General features: G+C 55.9%; 8 protein-coding genes. 7 read left to right on the forward strand and 1 reads right to left on the reverse strand.

Annotated features, from left to right (window positions below):
- The first annotated feature begins 15 nt into the window (after positions 1-15).
- From ACQG11_RS16760 to sucD, 5 genes are all read left to right on the forward strand, one after another.
- Positions 16-732, forward strand: a complete 717-nt coding sequence (locus ACQG11_RS16760) for a succinate dehydrogenase iron-sulfur subunit (RefSeq protein WP_426728597.1) — start codon at positions 16-18, stop codon at positions 730-732.
- Between the two features lie 238 nt (positions 733-970).
- Complete coding sequence (sucA, locus tag ACQG11_RS16765) at positions 971-3,778, forward strand: 2-oxoglutarate dehydrogenase E1 component (RefSeq protein ID WP_022647462.1); 2,808 nt, start codon at positions 971-973, stop codon at positions 3,776-3,778.
- A 14-nt stretch (positions 3,779-3,792) separates the two neighbouring features.
- On the forward strand, positions 3,793-5,019 hold the full coding sequence (gene odhB, locus ACQG11_RS16770; RefSeq protein WP_023299612.1) for a 2-oxoglutarate dehydrogenase complex dihydrolipoyllysine-residue succinyltransferase: 1,227 nt from the start codon (positions 3,793-3,795) through the stop codon (positions 5,017-5,019).
- Positions 5,020-5,115: 96 nt separating this feature from the next.
- Positions 5,116-6,282 carry an ADP-forming succinate--CoA ligase subunit beta gene (gene sucC, locus ACQG11_RS16775; protein ID WP_022647464.1) on the forward strand — a complete coding sequence of 389 codons (1,167 nt, stop codon included), beginning with the start codon at positions 5,116-5,118 and terminating at the stop codon, positions 6,280-6,282.
- Positions 6,282-7,151 carry a succinate--CoA ligase subunit alpha gene (sucD, locus tag ACQG11_RS16780; protein WP_426728598.1) on the forward strand — a complete coding sequence of 290 codons (870 nt, stop codon included), beginning with the start codon at positions 6,282-6,284 and terminating at the stop codon, positions 7,149-7,151. Before sucC ends, sucD begins: the two co-directional genes overlap by 1 nt.
- 86 nt (positions 7,152-7,237) lie before the next feature.
- Here the strand turns inward: sucD and ACQG11_RS16785 are convergent, their stop codons facing one another.
- On the reverse strand, positions 7,238-7,954 hold the full coding sequence (locus tag ACQG11_RS16785; protein ID WP_022647465.1) for a GntR family transcriptional regulator: 717 nt from the start codon (positions 7,952-7,954) through the stop codon (positions 7,238-7,240).
- Positions 7,955-8,125: 171 nt separating this feature from the next.
- Here ACQG11_RS16785 and mngA point away from each other — a divergent pair, with 171 nt between their 5' ends.
- Both mngA and mngB read left to right on the forward strand, forming a co-directional pair.
- Positions 8,126-10,042 (forward strand): PTS 2-O-a-mannosyl-D-glycerate transporter subunit IIABC, encoded by a 1,917-nt coding sequence (gene mngA, locus ACQG11_RS16790; RefSeq protein ID WP_426728599.1) that lies wholly within the window; start codon positions 8,126-8,128, stop codon positions 10,040-10,042.
- A gap of 23 nt (positions 10,043-10,065) precedes the next feature.
- Positions 10,066-12,702, forward strand: a complete 2,637-nt coding sequence (mngB, locus tag ACQG11_RS16795) for a mannosylglycerate hydrolase (protein WP_426728600.1) — start codon at positions 10,066-10,068, stop codon at positions 12,700-12,702.
- Positions 12,703-12,832 lie beyond the last annotated feature (130 nt).

The raw sequence follows: 12,832 nt of genomic DNA on the forward strand, positions 1-12,832 counted from the left end.
TGCGGAGACAGGATAATGAAACTCGAATTCTCAGTTTATCGTTATAACCCGGATGTAGACGATGCTCCGCGTATGCAGGATTACACCCTCGAAGCGGAAGAAGGTCGTGACATGATGCTGCTGGATGCTTTAATCCAGCTGAAAGAAAAAGATCCTACGCTGTCGTTCCGCCGCTCCTGCCGTGAAGGGGTATGTGGCTCTGACGGTGTAAACATGAACGGCAAAAACGGTCTGGCCTGTATCACGCCAATTTCAGCGCTACAGCGTGCAGGCCAGAAAATTGTCATCCGTCCTCTGCCTGGCCTGCCGGTCGTGCGTGATTTGGTGGTGGACATGGGGCAATTCTATGCACAATATGAGAAGATTAAGCCTTACTTATTGAATAATGGGCAAAATCCACCCGCTCGCGAGCACTTACAGTCGCCTGAGCAGCGTGAAAAACTCGATGGGTTGTACGAGTGTATTCTCTGTGCATGCTGTTCAACGTCATGCCCGTCATTCTGGTGGAACCCGGATAAATTTATCGGCCCTGCGGGTCTGCTGGCTGCCTATCGCTTCCTGATCGACAGCCGCGATACCGAAACCGAGACTCGTCTGGAAGGGTTAAGTGACGCTTTCAGCGTATTCCGCTGCCATAGCATCATGAACTGCGTCAGTGTGTGTCCTAAGGGGCTGAACCCGACGCGCGCCATCGGCCATATTAAGTCGATGTTGTTGCAGCGCAGTGCGTAAGTAACAACGCCGGATGGCGCTGCGCTTATCCGGCCTACGTAACAGTAGGCCCGGTAAGCGTAGCGCCACCGGGCAAATTGCAGAAACCTTTAAAAACTGCCCTGAAGTTTAGACAGTTTCTAAAGGTTCCTTCGCGGGCCAAATGAAAAGAGCTCGCAGGTGAACCCCGGCACGTACACGTGGTGTGCGTGGTAGTTTCTACGGCGAAAGTAAGCATAAAAATGCTTAAGGGATCACGATGCAGAACGGCGCAATGAAAGCCTGGCTGGACTCTTCTTACCTCTCTGGTTCAAACCAGAGCTGGATAGAACAGCTCTATGAAGACTTCTTAACCGATCCTGACTCAGTGGACGCAAACTGGCGTTCCATGTTCCAGCAGTTGCCTGGTACAGGGGTCAAACCGGATCAATTCCATTCAAAAACACGTGATTATTTCCGTCGTCTGGCGAAGGATGCCTCACGTTACTCTTCTGCGATTTCCGACCCTGACACCAATGCGAAGCAGGTAAAAGTCCTGCAGCTTATCAACGCTTATCGCTTCCGTGGTCACCAGCATGCGAATCTCGATCCGCTGGGACTGTGGCAGCAGGAACGTGTAGCGGATCTCGATCCGGCTTATCACGATCTGACCGAGGCCGATTTCCAGGAAAGCTTTAACGTAGGTTCCTTTGCCATCGGCAAAGACACGATGAAGCTGGGCGATCTGATTGATGCGCTCAAGCAAACCTACTGCGGCTCCATCGGCGCGGAATATATGCACATTACCTCCACCGAAGAGAAACGCTGGATCCAGCAGCGTATCGAATCCGTGGCGGGTCACGCGAATTTCTCAGCAGACGAGAAAAAACGTTTCCTGAGCGAACTGACGGCAGCCGAAGGCCTTGAGCGCTATCTGGGCGCGAAATTCCCGGGCGCAAAACGCTTCTCACTGGAGGGCGGCGATGCGTTAGTCCCGATGCTGAAAGAGCTGATTCGTCATGCCGGTAAGAGCGGCACGCGCGAAGTGGTGCTGGGCATGGCGCACCGTGGCCGTCTGAACGTGCTGGTTAACGTGCTGGGTAAAAAACCGCAGGATCTGTTCGACGAATTTGCGGGTAAACATAAAGAGCACCTCGGCACCGGTGACGTGAAGTATCACATGGGCTTCTCGTCAGATATCGAAACCGAGGGCGGTCAGGTTCACCTGGCGCTGGCGTTTAACCCGTCGCACCTGGAAATCGTCAGTCCGGTGGTTATCGGTTCCGTGCGTGCGCGTCTGGATCGTCTGGACGAGCCGAGCAGCAATAAAGTGCTGCCAATCACCATTCACGGTGATGCGGCAGTCACAGGGCAGGGCGTGGTTCAGGAAACCCTGAACATGTCGAAAGCGCGTGGTTATGAAGTGGGCGGTACCGTTCGCATCGTAATCAACAACCAGGTGGGCTTCACCACCTCTAACCCGCTGGATGCGCGTTCTACCCCGTACTGCACCGACATCGGTAAAATGGTTCAGGCGCCAATCTTCCACGTAAACGCGGATGACCCGGAAGCCGTTGCTTTCGTTACCCGTCTGGCGCTGGACTTCCGTAACACCTTTAAGCGCGACGTGTTCATTGACCTCTTCTGCTACCGCCGTCACGGCCACAACGAAGCGGATGAGCCAAGTGCAACCCAGCCGCTGATGTACCAGAAAATCAAAAAACACCCGACGCCGCGTAAAATCTATGCTGACAAGCTGGAAAGCGAAAAAGTGGCGACGCTGGAAGATGCGACCGAAATGGTCAATCTTTATCGCGACGCGCTGGACGCGGGTGAATGCGTGGTCAAAGAGCTGCGCCCAATGAACATGCACTCCTTTACCTGGTCGCCGTACCTCAACCACGAGTGGGACGAGAGCTACCCGAACAAGGTTGAGATGAAGCGTTTGCAGGAGCTGGCTAAACGCATCAGCACCGTGCCGGAAGCGATCGAGATGCAATCCCGCGTGGCCAAGATCTATGGCGACCGCCAGGCCATGGCGGCGGGTGAGAAGCTGTTCGACTGGGGCGGCGCGGAAACGCTGGCCTATGCGACGCTGGTTGACGAAGGTATTCCGGTTCGTCTGTCCGGTGAAGATGCGGGTCGTGGCACCTTCTTCCACCGTCATGCGGTTGTACACAACCAGTCTAACGGTTCAACCTATACTCCGCTTCAGCACGTGCATAACGGTCAGGGCCAGTTCAAGGTCTGGGACTCCGTGCTGTCAGAAGAAGCGGTTCTGGCCTTCGAATACGGCTACGCCACCGCAGAACCCCGCACCCTGACTATCTGGGAAGCGCAGTTCGGTGACTTCGCCAACGGTGCGCAGGTCGTCATCGACCAGTTCATCTCCTCCGGTGAGCAGAAGTGGGGCCGTATGTGTGGTCTGGTGATGTTGCTGCCGCACGGCTATGAAGGACAAGGGCCGGAGCACTCCTCCGCGCGTCTGGAGCGTTATCTGCAACTCTGCGCCGAGCAGAACATGCAGGTCTGCGTGCCGTCCACCCCGGCTCAGGTGTACCACATGTTGCGTCGTCAGGCGCTGCGCGGTATGCGCCGTCCGCTGGTGGTCATGTCGCCAAAATCCCTGCTGCGTCATCCGCTGGCGGTTTCGAGCCTGGATGAACTGGCTAACGGCACCTTCCTGCCAGCCATCGGTGAAATTGACGAGCTGGATCCGCAGGCCGTTAAGCGTGTCGTAATGTGTTCTGGTAAGGTTTATTACGACCTGCTGGAACAGCGCCGTAAGAACGATCAGAAAGATGTCGCCATCGTGCGTATCGAGCAGCTTTATCCGTTCCCGCATCAGGCGATGCAGGAAGTACTGAAACAGTACGCTCACGTTCATGATTTTGTCTGGTGCCAGGAAGAGCCGCTCAACCAGGGCGCATGGTATTGCAGCCAGCATCATTTCCGTGAAGTGATTCCATTTGGGTCTGCCCTGCGTTATGCAGGTCGCCCGGCCTCCGCCTCTCCGGCGGTAGGGTATATGTCCGTTCACCAGAAGCAGCAACAAGATCTGGTCAATGACGCGCTGAACGTCGATTAATTAAAGGATACATAATGAGTAGCGTAGATATTCTTGTTCCCGACCTGCCTGAGTCCGTAGCAGATGCAACCGTCGCCACCTGGCACAAAAAACCAGGCGACGCGGTAACCCGTGACGAAGTGCTGGTAGAAATCGAAACTGACAAAGTGGTACTGGAAGTACCGGCTTCAGCGGATGGCATTCTGGATGCAGTCCTGGAAGACGAAGGTACGACCGTGACTTCTCGCCAGATCCTGGGTCGCCTGCGTGAAGGCAACAGCGCGGGCAAAGAGTCCAGCGCGAAATCTGAAGAGAAAGCGTCTACCCCAGCCCAGCGCCAGCAGGCGTCTCTGGAAGAGCAAACTAATGACGCGCTCAGCCCGGCGATCCGTCGCCTGCTGGCTGAGCACAGCCTCGATCCGGCAGCCATCAAAGGTACCGGCGTGGGTGGCCGTCTGACTCGCGAAGATATCGACAAGCATCTGGCAAAAGCGCCTTCAGAGGCGAAAGCGGAAGCGAAAGCCCCTGCGGCAGCACCAGCGGCACAGCCAGCTCTTGGCGCACGTAGCGAAAAACGCGTGCCGATGACCCGCCTTCGCAAGCGCGTGGCCGAGCGTCTGCTGGAAGCGAAAAACTCCACCGCGATGCTGACCACCTTCAACGAAGTCAACATGAAGCCAATCATGGACCTGCGCAAGCAGTACGGTGACGCGTTTGAAAAACGTCACGGTATCCGTCTGGGCTTCATGTCCTTCTACGTGAAAGCGGTAGTTGAAGCGCTGAAACGCTACCCGGAAGTGAACGCGTCTATCGATGGCGATGACGTGGTTTACCACAACTACTTCGACGTCAGCATGGCGGTTTCTACCCCACGCGGCCTGGTCACCCCGGTTCTGCGTGATGTGGACACCCTGGGTATGGCTGACATTGAGAAGAAAATCAAAGAGCTGGCCGTGAAAGGCCGCGACGGCAAGCTGACCGTTGAAGACCTGACTGGCGGTAACTTCACCATTACCAACGGTGGCGTGTTCGGCTCGCTGATGTCTACCCCGATCATCAACCCGCCGCAGAGCGCGATCCTGGGTATGCACGCCATTAAAGATCGTCCAATGGCGGTAGACGGTAAAGTTGAGATCCTGCCGATGATGTACCTGGCGCTCTCATACGATCACCGCCTGATCGACGGCCGCGAGTCCGTAGGCTTCCTGGTTGCCATTAAAGAGCTGCTGGAAGATCCAACGCGTCTGCTGCTGGACGTTTAGTAACTATTTAGCATCACCTGCCCTGTAGGCCGGATAAGCGTAGCGCCGGTCTACAGGTTTGAAGATAACGATTACCCTGAAGGATGGATAGAACACATGAACTTACATGAATATCAGGCCAAACAGCTGTTTGCCAGGTCAGGCTTACCGGCTCCGGTGGGTTATGCCTGTACTACCCCGCGTGAAGCAGAAGAAGCCGCATCTAAAATCGGTTCCGGCCCGTGGGTAGTTAAATGTCAGGTTCACGCTGGTGGCCGTGGTAAAGCGGGCGGTGTGAAGGTTGTTAAGAGCAAAGAAGAGATCCGTGCGTTTGCTGAACATTGGCTCGGCAAGCGTCTGGTAACCTACCAGACAGATGCGAATGGCCAGCCGGTCAACCAGATCCTGGTTGAAGCGGCAACCGACATCGCGAAAGAATTGTACCTCGGCGCAGTCGTAGACCGTAGCTCCCGTCGCGTGGTGTTCATGGCATCTACCGAAGGCGGCGTGGAAATCGAAAAAGTGGCGGAAGAGACCCCGCACCTGATCCACAAAGTGGCAATCGATCCGCTGGCGGGCCCAATGCCTTACCAGGGTCGTGAGCTGGCGTTCAAACTGGGTCTGGAAGGCAAGCTGGTTCAGCAGTTCACCAAGATCTTCATGGGGCTGGCGACCATCTTCCTGGAGCGCGATCTGGCGCTGATCGAGATCAACCCGCTGGTGATCACCACCCAGGGCGACCTGATCTGCCTCGACGGCAAGCTGGGCGCTGACGGCAACGCGCTGTTCCGCCAGGCGGATCTGCGCGAAATGCGCGACCAGTCTCAGGAAGATCCGCGTGAAGCGCAGGCTGCCCAGTGGGAGCTGAACTACGTGGCGCTGGATGGCAACATCGGCTGCATGGTTAACGGTGCGGGCCTGGCAATGGGCACCATGGACATCGTTAAGCTGCACGGCGGTGAGCCAGCGAACTTCCTCGACGTGGGCGGTGGCGCAACCAAAGAGCGCGTAACCGAAGCGTTCAAAATCATTCTCTCTGACAGCAATGTAAAAGCGGTTCTGGTGAACATCTTCGGCGGTATCGTACGTTGCGACCTGATCGCCGACGGTATCATCGGCGCGGTAGGAGAAGTGGGCGTTAACGTTCCGGTTGTTGTACGTCTGGAAGGGAATAACGCTGAACTCGGCGCGAAAAAACTGGCTGACAGCGGCCTGAATATTATTGCAGCGAAAAGTCTGACGGATGCAGCTCAGCAGGTTGTTGCCGCAGTGGAGGGGAAATAATGTCCGTTTTAATTAATAAAGATACCAAGGTTATCTGCCAGGGCTTCACCGGTAGCCAGGGGGCTTTCCACTCCGAACAGGCGATTGCCTACGGTACGCAGATGGTTGGCGGCGTAACCCCAGGTAAAGGCGGCACCACGCACCTGGGCCTGCCGGTGTTCAACACCGTGCGTGAAGCAGTAGAAGCGACGGGCGCAACCGCGACCGTGATCTACGTTCCAGCGCCGTTCTGCAAAGACTCTATTCTGGAAGCGATCGACGCAGGCATTAAGCTGATCATCACCATTACCGAAGGTATCCCGACGCTGGATATGCTGACCGTGAAGGTGAAGCTGGACGAAGCAGGCGTGCGCATGATCGGTCCGAACTGCCCAGGCGTTATCACCCCGGGCGAATGCAAAATCGGCATCATGCCGGGCCACATTCACAAACCGGGCAAAGTGGGCATCGTGTCCCGTTCCGGTACCCTGACCTATGAAGCAGTTAAGCAGACCACCGATTACGGCTTCGGCCAGTCCACCTGCGTGGGCATCGGCGGTGACCCGATCCCAGGCTCTAACTTCATCGACATCCTTAAGCTGTTCCAGGAAGATCCACAGACCGAAGCGATCGTGATGATCGGTGAGATCGGTGGTAGCGCGGAAGAAGAAGCGGCTGCTTACATCAAAGATCATGTGACCAAGCCGGTGGTGGGTTACATCGCGGGTGTGACCGCGCCGAAAGGCAAACGTATGGGTCACGCGGGTGCGATTATCGCTGGCGGTAAAGGTACGGCTGATGAGAAATTCGCAGCACTGGAAGCCGCAGGCGTGAAAACCGTTCGCAGCCTGGCGGATATCGGTGAAGCACTGAAATCCATCATTAAGTAAGTCCTCTCTGCTCCCCGAATGGGGCGCGTTGAAGTATAAAAAAATGTCCGTTTCGACATGGTTGGCCGCTGTAAAGCGGCCTTTTTTTATTGTCTGCGTTTAGCCACCAGAGTGAATTTATAGTCGTCGGTATTAAACACGTTGCGACTGTATTCAAATACCCGGCCGTCTTTTAGGAAGCCGCGGGAAACTTTTTCAAGAATTGGTTTTGCCGGATCGAGCGCCAGGGCGGCAATCGCCTCGTCCGATGGCATGACTGGCACCAGCTCCTGCTCGCTGCGATCGATAACCAGCTTTTTGACCTGCTCAATGTAATGGTATTTCGACTGTTCCATCACTTCCCAGGTGAGGTCGGGGAACATCGCCAGCGGCATCCATGTCTCTTCCAGATTCACCGGCTTTTCCCTGATGAAGCGTACGCGCTTGACGTGCCAGACCTTATCATCCGGATTGAGCGCCAGTTTTGCCGCGAGCCGCTCATCGGCTTTCACCACTTCGAAGACGCTGACGTCGCTGTGCGTATCAACGTTGCGATCCGCCAGTTTTTCGTAAAAGCCGGTAAGCTGATAAATATCGTAATTCACCCGCTCCTCTTTTACATACGAGCCGCTGCCCTGAATGCTTTCGATGATCTGCTCGTCGGCGAGCAGCTTCAAAGCCTGCCGCACGGTGACACGGCTAACGTTAAATGCCTCCTGAAGGCTGGATTCCGTCGGCAGCGCGTCTCCGGGTTTTAATTCCCCGGCGTTAATCTTCTCGCGGAACGCATCGGCGATCTGCCGGTACATCGGTTTATTGCCCATTGTGTTACGCCTTTTTAATACCTTTTTAGGGGAATTATGCCTTCAGTGACTGATTTGTAAATAATACAAATTAAATACAAATATCGTTGTTAGTGAAAATGATCACATAAATGTATTATCCAGTCTGCCACAATCCTCCCCAGACAATAACTTTGGATAGGTGAGGATCTTATGAACCTGACGACTCTGACCGACCCCCGTGCTGTCTGCGTGCAGGCGCAGTTTACCAGCCGTGATGAGGCAATCCGTCAGCTTGCGACGCGGCTGGTAGCGTTGGGCAAAATAGCCGACGCCGATACGTTTCTGGCAGAGGTTTTCCATCGCGAATCGCTTGGCCCGACGGCGCTGGGCGAGGGGCTGGCCGTACCCCATGGTAAATCAGCGGCAGTAAAGGAAGCGGCTTTTGCCGTGGCAACACTGCGCGAGCCGCTGATCTGGGAAGGCGTGGACGGACCGGAGGAGGTCGAGCTGATTTTTCTGCTCGCCATTCCTCCCGCACAAGCGGGATCAACGCATATTCAGGTGCTGACGGAACTGACATCCCGCCTGGCGGATGACGATCTCAGGGCGCACGTGATGACGGCGACCAGCGCGGAAGCGGTGCTTGCTGCGCTGGAAACGGCGCCTGAGGCGCAAGAAACCGCCGTCGCAGAGAATGCCCCGACGATCGTCTGCGTTACCGCCTGTCCGGCCGGGATCGCCCATACCTACATGGCAGCGGAATATCTCGAAAAAGCGGGACGTAAGCTCGGCGTCAATGTAGTGGTCGAAAAGCAGGGGGCAAACGGTATTGAGGGGCGCATCACCGCGAAGCATTTGCAGGAGGCAAAAGCGTGTATCTTCGCGGCGGAAGTGGCGATCAAAGAGCGTGAGCGTTTTCAGGGGATCCCCGCCATTTCCGTGCCCGTCGCGGAACCCTTGCGCCATGCGGAAGCGCTCATTGAGCGTGCGCTGGCGCTACAGCCTGTATCCGATGCGCGTCCTGCGCACGTCGACACGGACGCGAAAAAGTCCGTTAAAACCGAACTCAAGCAAGCGCTGCTCAGCGGTATCTCCTTTGCGGTGCCGCTGATCGTCGCTGGCGGCACGGTGCTGGCCGTGTCGGTACTGCTGGCGCAAATCCTGGGCTTGCAGCACCTGTTCGATCAGGAAAACTCGTGGCTGTGGATGTACCGCAAACTGGGCGGTGGGATGCTCGGCATTCTGATGGTTCCTGTTCTGGCGGCCTATACCGCTTACTCGCTGGCGGATAAACCTGCGCTTACGCCGGGATTTGCGGCGGGCCTTGCCGCCAATATGATCGGCTCCGGCTTTCTGGGGGCCATCGTCGGCGGGCTGATTGCGGGCTACCTGATGCGCTGGGTGAAAAACCACATCCGGCTGAGTAGCCGCTACAACGGCTTTCTGACCTTTTATCTCTATCCGGTGATTGGCGTACTGGGCGCAGGCAGTCTGATGCTGTTTGTGATCGGCGAACCGGTGGCCTGGATCAATAACGCCCTGACCGCCTGGCTTAATGGTCTCTCCGGTGCGAACGCGTTGCTGCTGGGGGCGATCCTGGGCTTTATGTGCTCGTTCGATCTGGGCGGTCCGGTCAACAAAGCCTCTTACGCGTTCTGTCTGGGCGCGATGGCCAACGGCGTATACGGGCCTTATGCGATCTTCGCCTCCGTCAAAATGGTTTCGGCCTTTACCGTGACGGCATCAACGATGCTGGCTCCGAATCTGTTTAAACAGTTCGAAATTGAGACCGGCAAATCCACCTGGCTGCTGGGGCTGGCGGGCATCACCGAAGGGGCAATTCCGATGGCTATCGAGGATCCGTTGCGAGTCATCGGCTCATTTGTTCTGGGGTCAATGGCGACCGGAGCGATTGTCGGAGCGATGGGTATTGGGCTCTCCACCCCGGGCGCGGGCATTTTCTCTCTCTTCTTACTGCATGATGCCGGGCTGGGCGGCGTGATAGCCGCTGCCGGCTGGTTTGGCGCCGCGCTGGTGGGCGCCGCAATCTCTACGCTCATTTTACTGCTCTGGCGACGCCAGGCCGTGAAGAGCGGTACCTACGTGACTGAAGACATACCATCCTAAACACGCACTGACAGGAAACGAAGATGAAAGCTGTATCTCGCGTTCATATAACGCCACATATGCACTGGGACCGGGAGTGGTACTTCACCACCGAAGCGTCACGTATTCTTCTGGTCAATAATATGGAAGAGATCCTCACCCGTCTTGAGCAGGACGCAGAGTATAAATACTACGTTCTCGACGGCCAGACGGCGGTGCTGGAAGATTATTTTGCCGTGAAACCGGAAAACAGGCCACGCGTGAAGGCGCTGGTGGCGGCCGGGAAGCTGATTATCGGGCCGTGGTATACCCAGACGGACACCACCCTTGTCTCCGGCGAGTCGATTGTGCGCAATCTGATGTACGGCATGCGCGACTGTCTGGCCTTTGGTGAGCCGATGAAAATTGGCTATCTGCCGGACTCCTTCGGCATGTCTTCCCAGCTGCCACACATTTACAACGGTTTTGGCATCACGCGCACCATGTTCTGGCGCGGGTGTTCCGAGCGGCACGGTACCGATAAAACCGAATTTCTCTGGCAAAGCCAGGACGGCAGCGAAGTGACGGCACAGGTACTGCCGCTGGGCTACGCGATTGGTAAGTACTTACCGGAGGATGAAGCCGGACTGCGCAAACGGCTCGACAACTACTTCGAGGTGCTCGAAAAAGCCTCCGTGACGAAAGAAATTTTGCTGCCTAACGGCCATGATCAGATGCCGCTCCAGCAGAACATATTTGCGGTGATGGATAAGCTGCGCAAAATCTACCCGCAGCGTCAGTTTGTGATGAGCCGCTTCGAGGAGGTGTTTGACCATATCGATGCGCACCGCGATGAACTGGCGACGCTGAAAGGGGAATTTATTGACGGTAAATATATGCGGGTGCACCGGACGATCGGCTCCACGCGGATGGACATCAAAATCGCCCACGCCCGGATAGAGAATAAAATCGTCAACGTCCTCGAGCCGCTGGCTACGCTTGCCTGGACGCTGGGCTTTGACTATCACCACGGCTTGCTGGAAAAAATGTGGAAAGAGATCCTCAAGAATCACGCCCACGACAGTATCGGCTGCTGCTGCAGCGATAAAGTGCATCGCGAGGTGATGTCACGCTTTGAGCTGGCGGAAGACATGGCCGATAACCTGACGTGTTTCTATATGCGCAAGATTGTCGACAACATGCCGCAGAGCGAGGAAGACAAACTGGTGATGTTTAACCTCACGCCCTGGCCGCGTGAGGAAGTGATCAACACCACGATACGTCTGCGCGCCAGCCAGTTCCGCCTGTTGGACGAAAAGGGAAATGAAATCCCTTATTATCTCCGCAGCGCGCGTGAGATAGACCCCGGGCTGATTGACCGGCAGATAGTGCATTACGGCAACTACGATCCCTTCATGGAGTTTGACATCCAGCTCAAACAGATCCTGCCATCTATGGGTTACCGCACGCTCTATATCGAGCCGCACGTGGCCGGCAAACTGCAGACGCCAGATAAATCGCCGGAGGCGTTACTGGAAAATGCTTTCTGGGAAGTAACGTTAAACGAGGACGGTACTTTGCGTTTGCTCGATAAAGCGTCCGGGCTTATCTATGACCGCGCGCTGGAAATTGAAGAGAGCTCGGATGATGGCGATGAGTACGACTACTCGCCTTCACGGGAAGAGTGGAGACTCTCTTCCGCGCAGGGCGAACATGAGGTTGAGGTGATCCACGAGGCCTGGCAGAGCAGGGCGGTGATCCGCCATCGAATGGCAGTGCCAGCGGATCTCGCTGAACGTTCTGCGCGTCAGCAGACGGGAACGCTTGAGGCAGAACTCACGGTCACGCTCAGCCATAACAGCCGACGTATCGACGTCGAGGCACGTCTCGGAAATCACGCGGATGACCACCGTGTGCGGGTGCTGATCCCGACACCATTCACCACAGAGACGGTCTTAGCCGATACCCAGTTTGGTTCGCTGACGCGCCCTGTACAGGATGAAGCGATGGCAAACTGGCAGGAGGAGGGATGGAAGGAAGCGCCGCTGCCGGTGTGGAATCTGCTCAACTACGCGGTGCTCCAGGAACGGCGTAACGGGATGGCGCTATTTACCGAAGGGTTGCGCGAATTTGAAGTAACAGGTGAGCGTCAAAACACGTTTGCCCTGACGTTGCTTCGCGGCGTCGGGTTGCTTGGGAAGGAAGACTTACTTCTGCGCCCTGGCAGACCGTCCGGGATCAAAATGCCGGTGCCTGATTCGCAGATGCGGGGTCAGTTAACCTGTCGCTTTAGCCTGTTCAGTTTTAATGGTACGCCCGTCAGTGCTGGCGTTGCGCAGCAGGCGAAGTCGTGGTTAACGCCAGTGCACTGTTATAACAAAATTCCGTGGGATGCGATGAAGCTTAACCGTGCCTCTTTCACCACACCCTGTAGCTATAGCCTGCTAACGCTGGCGCCTAACGGATGTGTACTCAGTGCGCTGAAAAAAGCGGAGGATCGTGACGAGATGATTCTTCGTCTGTACAACCCTTCGGAGACCCGCTCCTGTGACGTGGCTTTGTCTGTGAACCGTGAGGTCCAGGCCTGTTGCGAAACGGACATGAATGAGGTGTGCAAAGCGCAAGGGGAGGAGGGCTCAGCCATTACGGGGTCTTTCAGGCCAGGCCAGTCACGGACCTTCAGCATCAAAATTGAAAGGTAATCTCAAGAACAATATCAAGGCCGCATCCCCTGCGGCCTTTATTTCATCAAATAGTCACCAAAAGGTGTTAATTTTAAGATTAGCGAAGGTGAATGAAATGTAATCTTTTAGGCGGGTAGTAAAGCGAAAG

It is taken from the genome of Enterobacter cloacae complex sp. 372C4, assembly GCF_050030615.1.
GTDB lineage: Bacteria > Pseudomonadota > Gammaproteobacteria > Enterobacterales > Enterobacteriaceae > Enterobacter > Enterobacter intestinihominis.